This window comes from Nonomuraea sp. NPDC050202 (genome assembly GCF_040656115.1).
In the GTDB taxonomy this organism is placed as follows: domain Bacteria; phylum Actinomycetota; class Actinomycetes; order Streptosporangiales; family Streptosporangiaceae; genus Nonomuraea.
Genome location: NZ_JBFALF010000010.1, coordinates 281,871 through 296,516 on the forward strand (window position 1 = coordinate 281,871; position 14,646 = coordinate 296,516).

The window sequence follows — 14,646 nt, forward strand, 5'->3', positions numbered from 1 at the left end:
CGATGCGGCGCATCTCCACTCTCGGCCGGCTGCCCGCCTGGGCCGTCCTGGTCGTGGCCCTGGTGCTCACGATCTTCCCCTTCTACTGGATGGTCCGCACGGCGCTCACCCCCGCCGCCGACCTCTACGCCGACAGCGGCGCCCTGTTCCCCAGCAACCCGACCCTGGTGAACTTCCAGCGCATCCTCGGGCTCACCAGCCAGGAGGAGGCGCGCGCGGCGGGCGGATCCGGCGCGCAGATCGACTTCGCCCGCTACCTGCTCAACTCCGTCGTCTACAGCGGCCTGATCGCGACGCTGCAGACGTTCTTCTGCGCGATGGCCGGGTACGCGTTCGCCCGGCTCCGCTTCCCCGGCCGCGAGCTGGTCTTCGGCGTCATGATCGCGGCGCTCATGGTGCCGCCGATCTTCACGCTGCTGCCCAACTTCGTGCTGGTGAAGAACCTCGACTGGGTGAACACGTTCGCCGGCATGGTGGCGCCGTCGATCCTGATGACCCCGTTCGCGGTCTTCTTCCTGCGGCAGTTCTTCCTGTCCATCCCGCGCGACGTGGAGGAGGCGGCCCGGCTCGACGGCAACGGCGCGTGGGGCATCTTCTGGCGCATCGTGCTGCCGATGAGCCGCGGGCCGCTGATCACCATCGGGCTCACCACCACGGTGTGGGCGTGGAAGGACTACCTGTGGCCGCTGCTGGTCGGGCGTGAGGAGGAGACCCGCGTCCTGACCGTCGCGCTCGGCGTCTTCCTGCAGCAGTCGCCCAACACCCGCCCCGACTGGACCGGTCTCATGGCCGGCTCGACCCTCTCGGTGCTGCCGGTCCTGATCCTGCTGATTCTCCTCGGCCGGCGGCTGGTCCAGTCGCTCAACTTCTCCGGAATCAAGTAACCCCCCGAAAGAGGCATCATGAACACCACCAAGCGGGCAGGCATGGCGCTGCTGTCGCTGGCACTGGCCGGCACGCTCGCCGCCTGCGGCTCCGGCGGCGACGGCGACCCGCAGAGCGGCGCGGCCGGCGGCAAGGTCACGATCGACTACTGGCTCTGGGACGACAAGCAGCTCCCGGCGTACCAGGCCTGCGCCGACGCCTTCCAGAAGGCCAACCCGAACATCTCCGTCAAGATCACCCAGACGGCGTGGGCGCAGTACTGGCAGAACCTCACCACCCAGCTCGCCGCCGGCCAGGCCCCGGACGTGTGGACCGACCACGGCTCCTACTACCCGCAGTTCGTCAGCAGCGGCCAGATCCTGGACATCCAGCCGTTCGTGACCCGCGACAAGGTCGACCTGACCCGGTACCAGGAGGGCCTGGCCGACCTGTGGGTCAAGGACGGCAAGCGGTACGGCCTGCCCAAGGACTGGGACACCGTCGCGCTCGTCTACAACAGCACGATGCTGGAGGAGCAGAAGGTCAAGCCGGACGAGATGGCCGAGCTCACCTGGAACCCCACCGACGGTGGCACGCTCCAGCAGGTCGTCGCCAAGCTCACGGTGGACGAGAGCGGCCGCAACGGCCTCGACCCGGCCTTCGACAAGACCAAGGTCAAGGTGTACGGCTTCCTGCCCGAGTGGGGCGACGGCTCCCAGGGCCAGAACGGCTGGGGCGACCTGGCCGTGGCCAACGGCTGGACCTACCTCGACAAGAACCCCTGGGGCACGCAGTACAAGTACGACGACCCCAAGCTCGCCCAGGTCATCGACTGGTACAAGCAGCTCATCGACAAGGGGTACGCGCCGAAGTTCGACAAGCAGTCCACCCTGGGCAGGGACGCGGTGCTCAACGCCGGCAAGGGCGCGATGTCCTTCGCCGGTTCGTGGACGATCAACACCTTCCTCGGCCCCGACGCCGAGCAGAAGTTCGCCCTCGCGCCGATGCCCCTCGGCCCGGCCGGCGTGCGCAAGACCGCCATCAACGGCCTGTCCGACGCGATCTTCGCCGGCACGGAGCACAAGGAGGAGGCGTGGAAGTGGGTGAAGTACCTCGGCTCGGCCGACTGCCAGAACATCGTCGCGTACAACGCCGTCGTCTTCCCCGCAGTCAAGACGGCCAGCGAGAAGGCCGCGGCCGCCCACGAGGCCAAGGGGCGTGACGTGAAGGCGTACCTCGACCCGACCAAGACGCAGGGCGGCACGTTCCTGCTGCCCATCACCGACCACGGCAACGAGATCAGCCAGATCGTGCAGGACGCCATCCACTCGATCGTCCTCGGCCAGATCGGCACCGCCGAGGGGCTGAAGAAGGCCAACGACCAGGTCAACGCGCTGTTCACCTGATCGAAGCGACGTACACCGAGAAAAGGAGCATCATGCCGCTGCTCGTCGAGCTGGCAGGCCGTACCGTAGCCCTTGAGCCGACCGGCTCCGAGCCACTGGAGAAGATCGACGGCGGGCTCGTGCTGCCGCCGGGCCGGGTGGCCGTGCTGCACGGCCTCGGCGACGCGCTGTTCTACCGGCACGGGCAGAACTCGTGGAGCCCGTGCGGGTGGCGGCGGCTGTCCGAGCCGCCGCTGCGCATCGCCGACCCGCGGCGCCGCACCACCGCCGACGACCCCGTCTGGGACGACCCGGCCCGCCACCACTCCTCGGCCGTAGCCGCCCTGCAGGGCGACGACGGGCGGGTCCTGCTGCTCGGCGCGCTCGGCATCGGCACCCCACGCCTGACGGCCGACCGCGACACGCTCGCCGGCTGGTACGAGGAGGACGGGGCGCCGTGGTTCCTCGCCTACGGCGAAGAGGAGGAGGTCTTCGGCGCCTACACCCGCGCGCTGGCCGCCCGCCTGGGCACCGGCGGGCACCGCGCGGGCAACGTCTGGTGCAGCTGGTACGCCTACTACGAGGGCATCACCGAGTCGATCCTGGCCAAGGACATCGACGCGCTGAACGGGCTGCCGTTCGACGTGCTGCAGGTCGACGACGGCTGGGAGGAGATGGTCGGCGACTGGGAGCCGAACTCCGGGTTCCCATCCGGGATGCGCGCCCTGGCCGACCGGATCGCCGGCGCCGGGATGACGCCGGGGCTGTGGCTGGCCCCGTTCATCGTGCTGCCGGGCTCGCGCACCGCGCGCGAGCGGCCCGAGCTGCTGCTGCGCGACGAGCGGGGCGAGCCCGTGATCGCCGGATACAACTGGGGCACCGGCTACTGGGCGCTGGACCTGTCCAAGCCCGAGGCGCTCGAGCACGTGGAGCGGCTCATCCGGCGGGTCGTGCACGAGTGGGGTTTCCGCTACCTCAAGCTCGACTTCATCAACGCGGGCGCCGCCCCCGGCGTGCGGCAGGGCGGGCTCGGCCGCGAGCGCGCCTACCGGGAGGCGCTGGAGCTGATCAGGCGGACGGCGGGACCGGAGGTGTACCTGCTGGGCAGCGGCGCGATCCTGCTGCCCTCGCTCGGCCTGCTCGACGGGTTGCGCAGCGGCCCCGACGTGGCGCCGATGTGGCAGAACTACGCCAGCGACGACCCGTCCGACGCGATGGCGCGCAACGCCGTGGTCAACACGCTGCACCGGCTGTGGCACGCGCCGCTGGCCGAGGTGGACCCGGACGTGGTGTACTTCCGCAGCCGCCTCAACCTGCTCAGCGAGCAGCAGCTCGGCTGGCTGCGCGACCTGGCCACGGTGTGCGGCTTCCGGGCGGTGTCCGACCCGCCCGCGTGGCTGCGGGAGGAGGAGCTGGCGGACATGACGGCGTACCTGTCGGCCAGCCCGGCCGTCGTGCGCAAGGGCCGGTACGTGTTCGCCGTCGACGGCAGGGAGGTGGACTTCGGCCCGGCCGTCGCCCCTGACGGGCAGTGGTATCCGATCTCCTGAGGTCGCATTACCCTTTTGTCAAGAGCGCATCGTTAGTCAGGGGATCTAGGGGGCGACGGTGACCGAGCAGGTCACGACCGGGACGGACGTGAACCGGATGCGAGAGCTCAACGCGCTCAGCATCGTCAGGGCGCTGCGGGGCAACCCGCCGTCCACCGTCACGGAGCTGGCCACCCGCACCGGGCTGTCCCGGCCGGGCACGGACGTCATCGTGCAGGGCCTGGTCGCCGACGGGTGGCTCACCGTCGTCGAGCCCGACGGCAGCAGCATCGTCGGGCGCCCCGCCCGACGCTACCGGTTCAACGCCGGCACCGGTCACGTGGTCGGCGTGGACGTCGGCGCCCACAAGGTGCTGGCGATGCTCGCCGACCTCGACGGCACGGTCGCGGCGACCAGCCGGCTGCCGGTCGGCCCCGACGCCGACCCGGCGGCGCGGCTGGCCGTCGTCGACGCGGCCGTCGACGAGTGCCTGGCCGCGGCCGGCCTGCGCCCCGACGAGATCTGGGCGATCAGCGTCGGGGTGACGGGGCCGGTCGACGCCAGCGGCCGTACCGCCCTGTTCACGCCGCTGCCCGGGTGGGAGAGCGTGAGCCCGGCCGAGCATCTGGCCGCGCGGTTCTCCTGCCCCGTCCAGGTGGAGAACGACTGCAAGCTGGCCGCGCTCGCCGAGCGCTGGCAGGGGGCGGCCCGCGACGCCGACGACATCGTCTACCTGCTGGCGGGCATGCGCACCGGCGCCGGCCTGATCATCGACGGCACGCTGCGGCGCGGCTACGGCGGCGCCGCGGGCGAGATCGGCGCGCTGCGCGCCGTCCGCTGGCTCACCGCGCCCTCTCACCTGGAGAGCTGCCCGAGCCTGCCCGCGGGCATCGACACCGACGACGCGGCCGCCTGGGTGTTCAACGCCGCCCGCTCCGGCGACAAGGCGGCCAGGACCGCCGTCCGCCGTTACACCCGCGACCTCGCCGTCGGCACCGCCGCCCTGGTGCTCACCCTCGACCCGCAGGTCGTCGTCCTCGGCGGCGGCTTCTCCCGCTCCGCCGACCTCATCCTCGACCAGCTCGCCCGCGAGCTCGGCCGCACCTGCCTGCGCGTCCCCGAGATCCGCGCCTCCACGCTGGGCGCCGAGAGCGTCGCCCTGGGCGCGCTGCGCCTGGCGCTCAACGAGGTGGACGCCCGCCTGTTCGAGGCGGGCCTGCCCGCGCCGGCCGCCCCGCGCGCCTGACCAGGACTCAGGTCACCAGGCCGTTGCGGTAGGCGTAGACCACCGCCTGCACGCGGTCACGCAGGTCGAGCTTGGTGAGGATGCGCGACACGTACGTCTTGACGGTCTCCTGGCTGATCACCAGCGTGGCGGCGATCTCGCTGTTGGACAGACCGTCGGCGATGAGGCGCAGCACCTCCAGCTCGCGCGGGGTCAGCGCGACGTCGTCGGAGTTGTGCTCGGCGGGACGGATCCGGGAGGCGTACCTGCCGACGAGCTGCCGGGTCACCTCCGGCGCCAGCAGCGCGGCGCCGGCCGCGACGGTGCGGATGCCGTGCAGGAGCTGCCCCGGCGGGGCGTCCTTGAGCAGGAATCCGCTGGCCCCCGCGCGCAGCGCCTCGTAGACGTACTCGTCCAGGTTGAACGTGGTCACCACGAGCACCTTGACGGGGTCCGCCACCCCGGCGCCGGCCAGCAGGCGGGTCGCCTCGATGCCGTCGAGCACCGGCATGCGCACGTCCATGACCACGATGTCGGGGCTCAGCCGGCCGGCGAGGTCGACCGCGGCGCGGCCGTCGCCGCACTCGCCCACCACCTCCAGGTCGGGCTGGGCGTCGATGATGGTGGCGAAACCGGTGCGGATCAGCGCCTGGTCGTCGCAGACCAGGACCCGGACCGGCGCGGTCACGCCGGGCTCCCCGCGGGGACGCGGGCCTTCACGAGGAAGCCGCCGCCCTCCTGCCGGTCGGCGCTGAACTCGCCGCCGAGGGCCTCGACCCGCTCGCGGAGCCCGGCCAGGCCTCGCCCGCTCCCTCCGGGAGAGGCGGCCCGGGATCCCGGGCCGTCGGTGCTGACCGCCACGCTGATCTCCTTCCGGCCGTAGCGCACGTGAACCACGGTGCGGCTGCCGTGGGCGTGTTTGAGGGCATTCGTCAGGGCTTCCTGCACGACCCTATAGGTGACGAACTCGGCGCTGCCCGCCGTTTCGGCGCGGTCGCCCTCCTCGGCGAGCTCCACCGGCTGCCCGGCCTGGCGTGTCCGCTCCACGAGCGCGTGCAGGTCGCCGGCGGACGGAGTCCTGCCGTCGGTGTCGTGGCCGGGGTTGAGCAGGTCCAGCATGTGCCGCAGGTCGGTGATGGCCCGGCGGCCGGTGTCGGTGACGGCGCTCAGGGCCGCGTCGAGGCGGTCCGGCGCGGCGGTCAGGTAGCGGGCGGCCTCGGCCTGGACGACCATCGCCGTCACGTGGTGGGTCACGACGTCGTGCAGCTCGCGGGCGATGCGGGTGCGCTCGGCGGCGCGGGTGGCCTCGGCGAGGTGGCGGCGGCGTTCGGCCTCGGCGGCCCGGCTGGAGCGCAGCCAGACGCCGATGCCCCAGGCGAGGGCCAACGCCAGGTAGAACACCACGTACCCTTCCGGCCGCTCGGTCGCGCCCAGCCGGTTGAGCACGACCGCCAGCGGCACGTACGCCGCGGAGAGCACGGCCACGGTGACGCGCCGGCCGCGCTCCAGATGGGCGCCCGCGCTGATGAGCGCGATGGGCATCGCGTTGCTCGCCAGCACGTGGTACGCGCGGATCTGGTCGAGGACGAAGCCGAGCGACACCAGGACGAGGCAGACGGCCGGCCACCGCCGGCGCACCGCGAGCGGGAGGGTCTGCAGGGCGATCGCCAGGATCGCCAGCTCGTCGAAGGGGCGGGCCGGCAGGTCGCCGACCTGCGTCCCCTTGCCGTGGAGCGCCGGGAGCAGCGACACGGCGGCCAGCAGCAGCCCGAACGGCAGGTCCCGGACCGTGACGTCGCACCGCTGCCACAGCTCCGTGACTCGCCGGAGGTCGATCGTCGGGAGGGCGTAGCGGGCACGCCGCTCCGCAACTCGCCTGAGGCCGGTCACCGGGAGAGCGTAGCGGTCGCGCGGCGCCGGAGCGGGACCAGATTGCCGCGCCGGCGGGCCAGCCACAGGAACACGGCCGTCAGCAGCAGGCCGAACACCACCGCGTACGGGCTCGCCTCCGGCCCGAACTCGCCACCGGTGAGCAGGGCCGGGCCCGACGTCACACCGTTCAGCAGCCCCTCCGACGCGCCGCTGCCCGAGACCTCGGTGGCGAAGATGCCGGCCGCGGCGAAGTTCCAGCCGAAGTGCAGGCCGATCGGCAGCCACAGGGTGCGGGTGGCGGCGTACGCGGCGGCGAGCATGCCGCCGGCCTCGATCGCGATGGCGATCGCGCCCCACAGGGTGGCGTGCGCGTTGAACAGGTGCATCAGGCCGAACAGCACCCCCGTCAGCACCAGCGCGAGCAACGTGCCGATGCGCTCCTCGACGATCCTGAACAGGATGCCGCGGAAGAGGACCTCCTCCGTCACGGCGGCGGCGGCCATGAACCCGACCATCGCCACCGCGCCCGTCACCGACCCCATGCCGTCGACCCGGTAGCCCCCCACGAAGGCGATGTTCAAGATGACGGCCGCGAACATCCCGGCACCGATCAGCATCCCGCGGCCGGTGGCGGCGACGGCGCCCGCCACGGCCACCTCGTCCGGCGCGCGGCCCTCGGACCAGCGCACGGTCCGGGCGTACACGAACAGCGCGAGCGCGGCCGTCGCGACGCCGAGGACCAGGGTGAGGTACGGATCTCCCCCCACCGCCTGCACGGCCGCGCCACCGGCGGCGGCGACCAGCGCCGCGGGCACGAGTTGCTTCAACAGACGCATGACGACTCCCCTTGCGACCTCCCGCGGCCGGTGCGCCGCGGTCACGCCGAGAACGCTAGGGATCCGGCGGCCTGGAAGCGTCACCGCCCGGTGGACAGTCGCGGGTAGCTCTCACGGGGGACAGACACCCTGCGACCGCCCCGGCCCGGCGCCGAGTGCGGCACGGCGAGCGCGGCACAGCGGGCGCGGCACAGCGGGCGCGGGGAATCCACTCGCGCACCCGGCTGAATGGCCGAATTCGACCTCCCGATCGGCCGGGGCATAAAGCGCACCCGCCGGCGTCAACTCTTTCCGAGCCGAAATTCCCGGGTCCCGGCCGGCCATTTACGGCGGGCCCGTCCGGCACCGTGATCGTCCGCCCGCGCAGCCTGTCGCGGGCGCGCCCCGGACGTGTACGCTGTGGAGCGAAAAACGCAGAAATCCTCGTTCGTCCGCCCGGGATCCTCGCCCCGAGCGGAAGGTCAAGGCAAGCGGATGTCCACCATCACCACACCTTGACCTGCGAATGTCTCTCTGCCCCCCGAACCCGTCACGGTGGGTGGTGTTCTGGCCGGGCAAAAAGGCCCCGGCGAAGGAGCGATGGAAATGGCGCGCCTCGGTGATCGTGCGGATCAGCTCAAGTGCTCGTTCTGCGACAAGAGCCAGCGGCAGGTCAGAAGGCTCATCGCCGGCCCCGGCGTCTACATCTGCCAAGAGTGCATCGAGATCTGCAACGAGATCATCGAGGAGGAAACCGAGGATACCTCCGAGGTCAGGCGCGACGATCTGCCCAAGCCGCACGAGATCTACGCGTTCCTCGACGCGCACGTCGTCGGCCAGGAGAAGGCCAAGAAGACGCTCTCGGTCACCGTCTACAACCACTACAAGCGCATCTTCTCCGGCAACACCGGCTCGCGCGGCGACGACGTCGAGCTCGCGAAGTCCAACATCCTGCTGCTCGGGCCGTCGGGATCGGGCAAGACGCTCCTGGCGCAGACCCTCGCCAAGCTGCTCGACCTGCCGTTCGCGATCGCCGACGCGACGGCGCTCACCGAGGCCGGCTACGTCGGCGAGGACGTCGAGAACATCCTGCTCAAGCTCATCCAGGCCGCCGGCCACGACGTACGCAAGGCCGAGACCGGCATCGTCTACATCGACGAGATCGACAAGATCGCCCGCAAGAGCGAGAACCCCTCGATCACCAGGGACGTGTCGGGCGAGGGCGTCCAGCAGGCGCTGCTGCGGATCCTGGAGGGCACCACCGCGTCGGTGCCGCCGCAGGGCGGGCGCAAGCATCCGCAGCAGGAGTTCATCCGGATCGACACCACCAACGTCCTGTTCATCTGCGGGGGCGCCTTCGCGGGCCTGGAGCAGCTCGTCGAGCAGCGCGCCGGGCACAGGAGGACGGGCTTCGGCTCGGTGCTGCGCCCGGCGGGCGAGCAGCCAGGCGGCGGCTCGCTGGCGGCGCTCATGCCGGAGGACCTGGTCAAGTACGGGATGATCCCGGAGTTCGTCGGGCGCCTGCCGGTCATCACGACGGTGCACGACCTCGATCGCGCGGCCCTCGTCCAGATCCTGACCGAGCCCAGGAACGCGCTCGTCAAGCAGTACGCGCGGCTGTTGGAGCTGGACGGAGTGGACCTCGAGTTCACCCGCGACGCGCTGGAGGCGATCGCGGAGCTGGCGCTGCTGCGCGGCACCGGAGCGCGCGGGCTGCGGGCCATCATGGAGGAGGTGCTGCTGCCGGTGATGTACGACGTGCCCAGCCGCACCGACGTGACCCGCGTGCTGATCACCGAGGACGCGGTGCTGCAGAGCGTCAACCCGAGCCTGATCCCCCTCGGGCGCGCCGCCATGGCCAGGAAACGCGGCCCCCAGGAGCAGTCGGCGTAACTACCGGCGGGCGTAACTGCCGGGCGGGCGTAACTGCCGGGCGGGCGTAACTGCCGGGCGGGCGTGGCGCCACAGCGGGAATGGCCGCGGCGGCGTGATGCCAGCCGAGGCGGGGCGCTGCTTTACTGCGCACTCTTAACACCGGCAATAACGTGCCGAAACCCGCCGAGGGCCCCACCGGACAATCCCATTGACGGCCGCGAGTGAACACGCTCGTTAACCGGAGAAATTCGTTCCGGACGGGCTCGCGAAGATTGTCCGCGTCATTGCCGGGTATTCGCCTGACCATGCGACTCGGCGTTCTCGACATCGGCTCCAATGCCGCCTATTTACGTATCGCCGACCTCACAGCGGGTTATCCGCCGCAACCGGTGGCCACGCTGAAACGCCAGATCCGCCTGGCCGAGGCGATCAGCCGGGACGGGATCATCGGGCGGGCGGGGATCGACCGGCTGACCGAGGCCGTCAGGGAGGCGGCCGCCGTCGCGGCCCAGCACCGGGTGCACGAGCTGGTGCCGTACGCCACCTCGGCCGTCCGGGACGCCGCCAACCGCGACGCGATCCTGACGGAGATCCGGGCCACCTCGGGGGTCCGCGTCGGCTATCTGGACGCCGAGCAGGAGGCCAGGCTGACCTTCCTGGCGGCCAGGCACTGGTTCGGCTGGTCGGCGGGGCCGATCCTGCTGGCCGACATCGGCGGCGGCTCCATGGAGCTCGCCTACGGCAGCGGCGAGACCCCTGACCTGGCGCTCTCCCTCCCTCTGGGCGCCGGGCGGCTGACCCGCCACCACCTGCCGGACCCCGAGCGGGTGAAGCGGAAGCACCGCAAGCGGCTGCGCGCGCACGTGGAAGCGGTGCTCGCCAGGGATGTCGGCGACATCTCCGCCAGGCACCGCATCGGCCAGGCCACCGCGGTCGCGACGTCCAGGACGTTCGCCCAGCTCGCCCGCCTGTGCGGGGCGCCGAAGGCGAAGGCGGGGCCCCATGTCGTCCGCGAGCTCCACCGTGTCGACCTGGGCGGGGCCATCGAGCTCCTGGCCGCCAGGACGCCCGCGGAGCGCGCGCAGCTCCCGGGCGTCTCGGCCGCCCGCGCCCGCCAGATCCTCGCCGGCGCCATCGTCGCCGATGCCACCATGGCGGCCCTGAACCTGGCGGTGGTGCGCATCTGCCCCTGGGCGCTGCGCGAAGGCATCCTGCTGGACCGGCTGCACCACTCGGCGGGCCATGCCCGGCACCTGTACGCGATCCAGGGCGAGAGCGCCTGACCGGGGTCACGCGAACGACTCCAGGAAGGGATCGGCCGCACTTGGCCTGCCACGACTGACGGACACGGACAAACTCCCTGATTGCCCGCGTCGCCGGCGGGCAGGGGTGCGGGATGCGAGCTCCACCGTCACCCCGTGTCGCCTTGCCCGTGATGTACCACCGGTGGTCGCGCATGACCTTCGTCCATTGGCGCTACCGGCCTGAGCAGGTGCAGGCGCTGCTCCCGGCCCAGCTCCGGGTCGAGACCTTCGACGGGGCGGCGTGGGTCGGGCTCACCTGCTTCCTCATGCGGGACGTGCGGGTGCCGGGCGTTCCGGCGCTGCCGTGGCTGTCCACGTTCCCGGAGACGAACGTGCGGACGTACGTGCGCGATGCCCGCGGCCGTACCGGGATCTGGTTCTTCTCCCTCGATGCGGGGCTCCTGCCCGCCGCGATCGGCGGGCGAGGGGGTTACTGGCTGCCCTACTTCTGGTCCGACATGTCGGTCGACGCCGAGAACGGCCGTACCCGGTACAGGTGCCGCCGGCGCCTGCCCGGGCCGGTCGGCGCGCGGTGTGACGTGGACGCGGAGATCGGCGTGCCGCTGGTGGAGCGCGAGCGCGACGAGCTGGCGCACTTCCTGACCGCCCGGTTCCGGCTGTTCACCCTCGTGGCCGGCCGGCTCGCCGCCGCCCGGGTGGAGCATCCGCCGTGGCCGCTGCACCACGCCCACCTGAACGGCATCGACCAGAGCCTGGTGCAGGCCGCGGGGCTCCCCGCCCCTGAGGGGCAGCCCGTCCTGCACGCCTCTCCCGGGGTGCCGACGCGGATCGGGATGTGGAGCTGGTGACGGGCGGCCGAGGAGACGGGGACGCCAGGCGCGCGCCGGCACCGCCTCCTTGACAGCGCTTCAGGCGTGCGCCTGCGCCGCCCCCTTGACGGCCTCGAGCAGGCGTGCCGCCCGCGTGTCCGGTACGCCGTCCCGGATGCGGTTCATCACGTAGCCGAACGCGAGCCCGCTCTGCGGGTCGGCGAAGCCGAGGGAGCCGCCGAGACCGCCGAACCCGAAGGCCGTGGGCGAGTACCAGAACGCGTCCGGGGTGGGCAGGCCGAAACCGGTGCCGATGCGGACGGGCACGCGCAGGATGCGGTCGAGGCCCGCGACCTGTTCCGCGGTCGCGGCGGCCAGCGTGGCGGGGGTGAGGACGCGGTGCCCGTTCACCTCCCCGATGAGGGCGGCGTAGAAGGCGGCCAGGGCGCGCGCCGTGCAGATGCCGTTGGTGGCGGGCATCTCGGCGGCCTGTGCCCTGGGGTCGTTGTGGTCCAGCCCGGGCTGGACGACCGTCATCGCGCGCACGGTCAGCGAGGCCGGGTCGGCGTAGGCGGCCATCACGTCCCGCATCGGCTCGGGGACGGCGGCCAGGTCGATGGCGGAGGGGTCGAAGCCGCCCGGGTCGGTGACGATGCGGCTGACCCGGTGGTGCTCCCGCTCGGGCAGGCCGATCCACAGGTCCAGGCCGAGCGGCCGGGCGATCTCCTCGGCGAGGAACGTGCCGAGGCTGCGGCCGCAGACCCGGCGGACCACCTCGCCGACGAGCCATCCGTAGGTTTGCGCGTGGTAACCGTGCTCCGCGCCCGGTTCCCAGAACGGCCGCTGGGCCGCCAGCGCGTCCACCACGGGATCCCAGGCGATCGCCTCGGCCGGGGTGACCGGGTGGTCGAGGGCGGGCAGGCCGGCCTGGTGGGTGAGCAGCCACCGCACCGGGATCCGTTCCTTGCCGTTGGCCGCGAACTCGGGCCAGTAGCGGGCCACGGGAGCGTCGAGGTCGAGTTCGCCCCGCTGGGCCAGCAGCAACGCGCACGCCGCCGTCACCGCCTTGGTGGTGGAGTAGACGACCTGCAAGGTGTCGCGCTCCCACGGGCGGCCCGTTCCCGGGTCGGCGAGCCCGCCCCACAGATCGACGACCTTCCGTCCGCGCAGGTAGACGCTGACCGCCGCGCCGACCTCCGCCCCGGAGGCCAGGTTGGCCGCGAACGCCTCGCGCACCGCCTCGAACCCCGGCGCCGTCTCCCCGCCCACCTCAAGGCTCATCCCTGGGCCCACCTCTGGGCCCGCGCCCGAGCCCACTTCTGGGCCTGCCTCTGGACCGTTGTCGAGCATGCGTCATCGCCTTCTGTTCGTGATGCGAAGAAAGCGGGCGTCAGCGGCGGAACTTCTCGATGAGCCAGGCGTACAGCTCGGCCTCGCTCATCTCGGGGAACTCCGCCTGGAACGTGGCCAGCGCGCGCAGCGCCTCGTCCCGGTCGAGGCCGCGTGCCATCGCCACCTTGAGGTACTCCTGGCGCGCGGCGGTGGGACGACCGCCGCCGGCCCCGCGCCCCGGCAGGCCCGCACGCCATCGCGCGATCTCCTGCACCCGATCGGGCCGCCAGCCGGGAGCCCCGTCCACCTCGACGTCCGGCTCGGGGAACGGATGCTCGGAGCCGCCGGGGTAACGCGTGCGCCACTTGTGCACCGCGTGCCGGCTCACTCCCAGGGCCTCGGCCACACCGAGGACACCGAGATAGCGCTCGGTCATGGGCGCACCAGCTCGTCCTTCCGGCCTCCTTCGCGGATCTCCAGTAGTACCACGCCCGGCACCTCACCCTTCGAGGCGCCGAAAACATTGTCTCCATAAGAGACGACGTTTTCAACCCCTCGACTCAAGGAGGGTCCTGACGCGGGCGGCCTGCTCCTCCTGGACCCTGCGGGCCGTACGCAGGAAGTCGAGGATGACCGCCAGCGCGTCCGCCCCGTACACCCGCAGCGCCTCGGCGCCCGCCCGGCCGACGGGGACGAAGATCTCGGCCTCGGCCGAGCGGGCGGCGTCGGTCGCGGCGACCAGGACCCGGCGGCGGTTGCCCGGATCGGGGGAACGGGACACCATGCCCGCCCGCTCCAGCCGATCGATGACCGTGGTGGTGGCCGCCGGGCTCAGCTTCAGCGCGGCACTGATCCGGCCCGCGGCCACCGGCCCTTCGCCCAGCACCACGTCAAGGCAGCGCAGGTCGGTGCGGTTGAGGCCGAGCCTGGCGGCGGCCGCCTCGTCGAAGGCGTCGAAGCTCTGCTGCAACTGCCGGAGCTCCATGGCGATCTCTCCGATGACACCACTTTTCGACATTCGAACCTTTCTGTTATCGTACATTTCGTTGCTCGAAACGACGATACCATCTTCGGAGGCACCGCCATGCGCTCGACCACCCTGACGCAGACCGCTGACACCGCTCAGATCGAGACGCTGTTCGCCGACTTCATGGCGGCCTGGACGGCGAACGACGCCGAGGCGTTCGGGGCTCTGTTCACCGACGACTCCGACTACGTCTCCTACGACGGCACCATCGCCCGCGGCCGGGCGCAGCACCAGCGCAACCACGACAAGCTCTTCCGCGGCGTGCTGGCCGGCTCTGCTCTGATCGGCGACCTGGAGTCGGTCCGCTACCTCACGCCGGACGTGGCCGTCGTGTACGGCACGGCCTCCGTCCTGATGCCGTGGCGATCCACGCTCCCCAAGCGGCGGCTGTCGCGGCAGACCATCGTCGTGGTGCGCACGGAGGCCGGCTGGAAGATCGGCGCCATCCACAACGGCCGCGTCCGGCCGGTCACCGTTCCCGAGCCTGACGCGTTCCCGTCGAAGATGTCCCAGCTCATGGCCCGTATCGCCCACCGACTCGGCCTCGGCCGGCACTGAGCTCACCGGCTCGGGTTCTGCCGGCGCCGAGCCCACCGGCTCGGGTTCTACCGACGCTGAGCCCACCGGCTTGCCCTCGACCGGCGCCGA

Annotated in this window: 14 protein-coding genes; 8 read left to right on the forward strand and 6 right to left on the reverse strand. The window is 71.9% G+C overall.

Annotated features, from left to right (window positions below; all coding sequences use genetic code 11):
- The first annotated feature begins 2 nt into the window (after positions 1-2).
- The 4 genes from AB0I79_RS27425 to AB0I79_RS27440 are packed head-to-tail and all read left to right on the forward strand — an operon-like array spanning position 3 to position 5,024.
- Complete coding sequence (locus tag AB0I79_RS27425; RefSeq protein ID WP_357878182.1) at positions 3-884, forward strand: carbohydrate ABC transporter permease; 882 nt, start codon at positions 3-5, stop codon at positions 882-884.
- A gap of 18 nt (positions 885-902) precedes the next feature.
- Positions 903-2,270, forward strand: a complete 1,368-nt coding sequence (locus AB0I79_RS27430) for a sugar ABC transporter substrate-binding protein (protein WP_357878185.1) — start codon at positions 903-905, stop codon at positions 2,268-2,270.
- 32 nt (positions 2,271-2,302) lie between these two features.
- A complete protein-coding gene (locus tag AB0I79_RS27435; RefSeq protein WP_357878188.1) occupies positions 2,303-3,799 on the forward strand; it encodes a glycoside hydrolase family 36 protein in 1,497 nt (498 codons plus the stop codon).
- Positions 3,800-3,857: 58 nt separating this feature from the next.
- Positions 3,858-5,024 (forward strand): ROK family transcriptional regulator, encoded by a 1,167-nt coding sequence (locus AB0I79_RS27440; protein ID WP_357878191.1) that lies wholly within the window; start codon positions 3,858-3,860, stop codon positions 5,022-5,024.
- Between the two features lie 7 nt (positions 5,025-5,031).
- Here AB0I79_RS27440 and AB0I79_RS27445 read toward each other — a convergent pair whose 3' ends face one another.
- From AB0I79_RS27445 to AB0I79_RS27455, 3 genes are read right to left on the reverse strand one after another with little or no spacing between them, the layout of a single operon-like run.
- Positions 5,032-5,691, reverse strand: coding sequence for a response regulator transcription factor (locus AB0I79_RS27445; RefSeq protein WP_357878194.1), 660 nt, complete (start codon positions 5,689-5,691; stop codon positions 5,032-5,034).
- Positions 5,688-6,893 (reverse strand): histidine kinase, encoded by a 1,206-nt coding sequence (locus AB0I79_RS27450; protein ID WP_357878197.1) that lies wholly within the window; start codon positions 6,891-6,893, stop codon positions 5,688-5,690. The genes AB0I79_RS27445 and AB0I79_RS27450 overlap by 4 nt, the downstream gene beginning before the upstream one ends.
- Entirely contained in the window at positions 6,890-7,711 is an 822-nt protein-coding gene (locus AB0I79_RS27455) for a CPBP family intramembrane glutamic endopeptidase (RefSeq protein ID WP_357878200.1), read from the reverse strand. Before AB0I79_RS27455 ends, AB0I79_RS27450 begins: the two co-directional genes overlap by 4 nt.
- Positions 7,712-8,296: 585 nt before the next feature.
- Between AB0I79_RS27455 and clpX the strand changes: the two genes are divergently transcribed.
- From clpX to AB0I79_RS27470, 3 genes are all read left to right on the forward strand, one after another.
- The gene (gene clpX, locus AB0I79_RS27460; RefSeq protein ID WP_357878203.1) at positions 8,297-9,583 is read left to right on the forward strand and encodes an ATP-dependent Clp protease ATP-binding subunit ClpX; all 1,287 of its coding nucleotides are present in this window, start codon (positions 8,297-8,299) and stop codon (positions 9,581-9,583) included.
- Positions 9,584-9,870: 287 nt separating this feature from the next.
- Positions 9,871-10,848 carry a Ppx/GppA family phosphatase gene (locus AB0I79_RS27465; protein WP_357878206.1) on the forward strand — a complete coding sequence of 326 codons (978 nt, stop codon included), beginning with the start codon at positions 9,871-9,873 and terminating at the stop codon, positions 10,846-10,848.
- A 173-nt stretch (positions 10,849-11,021) separates the two neighbouring features.
- Positions 11,022-11,678 carry a DUF2071 domain-containing protein gene (locus AB0I79_RS27470; protein ID WP_357878209.1) on the forward strand — a complete coding sequence of 219 codons (657 nt, stop codon included), beginning with the start codon at positions 11,022-11,024 and terminating at the stop codon, positions 11,676-11,678.
- Positions 11,679-11,738: 60 nt separating this feature from the next.
- Here AB0I79_RS27470 and AB0I79_RS27475 read toward each other — a convergent pair whose 3' ends face one another.
- The 3 genes from AB0I79_RS27475 to AB0I79_RS27485 all read right to left on the reverse strand — a co-directional run bounded on the left by AB0I79_RS27475 (position 11,739) and on the right by AB0I79_RS27485 (position 13,989).
- Positions 11,739-12,920, reverse strand: a complete 1,182-nt coding sequence (locus AB0I79_RS27475) for a serine hydrolase domain-containing protein (protein ID WP_357878212.1) — start codon at positions 12,918-12,920, stop codon at positions 11,739-11,741.
- Between the two features lie 109 nt (positions 12,921-13,029).
- The gene (locus tag AB0I79_RS27480) at positions 13,030-13,407 is read right to left on the reverse strand and encodes a hypothetical protein (protein ID WP_357878215.1); all 378 of its coding nucleotides are present in this window, start codon (positions 13,405-13,407) and stop codon (positions 13,030-13,032) included.
- Positions 13,408-13,518: 111 nt separating this feature from the next.
- Positions 13,519-13,989 carry a MarR family transcriptional regulator gene (locus AB0I79_RS27485; RefSeq protein ID WP_357878218.1) on the reverse strand — a complete coding sequence of 157 codons (471 nt, stop codon included), beginning with the start codon at positions 13,987-13,989 and terminating at the stop codon, positions 13,519-13,521.
- 66 nt (positions 13,990-14,055) lie between these two features.
- On the opposite strand from AB0I79_RS27485, the gene AB0I79_RS27490 reads away from it, so the two are divergent.
- Complete coding sequence (locus tag AB0I79_RS27490; RefSeq protein WP_357878221.1) at positions 14,056-14,556, forward strand: SgcJ/EcaC family oxidoreductase; 501 nt, start codon at positions 14,056-14,058, stop codon at positions 14,554-14,556.
- Positions 14,557-14,646: the final 90 nt, after the last annotated feature.

Coding starts and splice junctions, on each gene's coding strand:
- AB0I79_RS27425 (WP_357878182.1), top strand. CDS start 3: ATGCGGCGCATCTCCACTCTCGGCCGGCTGCCCGCCTGGGCCGTCCTG.
- AB0I79_RS27430 (WP_357878185.1), top strand. CDS start 903: ATGAACACCACCAAGCGGGCAGGCATGGCGCTGCTGTCGCTGGCACTG.
- AB0I79_RS27435 (WP_357878188.1), top strand. CDS start 2,303: ATGCCGCTGCTCGTCGAGCTGGCAGGCCGTACCGTAGCCCTTGAGCCG.
- AB0I79_RS27455 (WP_357878200.1), bottom strand. CDS start 7,711: ATGCGTCTGTTGAAGCAACTCGTGCCCGCGGCGCTGGTCGCCGCCGCC.
- clpX (WP_357878203.1), top strand. CDS start 8,297: ATGGCGCGCCTCGGTGATCGTGCGGATCAGCTCAAGTGCTCGTTCTGC.
- AB0I79_RS27465 (WP_357878206.1), top strand. CDS start 9,871: ATGCGACTCGGCGTTCTCGACATCGGCTCCAATGCCGCCTATTTACGT.
- AB0I79_RS27470 (WP_357878209.1), top strand. CDS start 11,022: ATGACCTTCGTCCATTGGCGCTACCGGCCTGAGCAGGTGCAGGCGCTG.
- AB0I79_RS27475 (WP_357878212.1), bottom strand. CDS start 12,920: ATGAGCCTTGAGGTGGGCGGGGAGACGGCGCCGGGGTTCGAGGCGGTG.
- AB0I79_RS27480 (WP_357878215.1), bottom strand. CDS start 13,407: ATGACCGAGCGCTATCTCGGTGTCCTCGGTGTGGCCGAGGCCCTGGGA.
- AB0I79_RS27485 (WP_357878218.1), bottom strand. CDS start 13,989: ATGTCGAAAAGTGGTGTCATCGGAGAGATCGCCATGGAGCTCCGGCAG.
- AB0I79_RS27490 (WP_357878221.1), top strand. CDS start 14,056: ATGCGCTCGACCACCCTGACGCAGACCGCTGACACCGCTCAGATCGAG.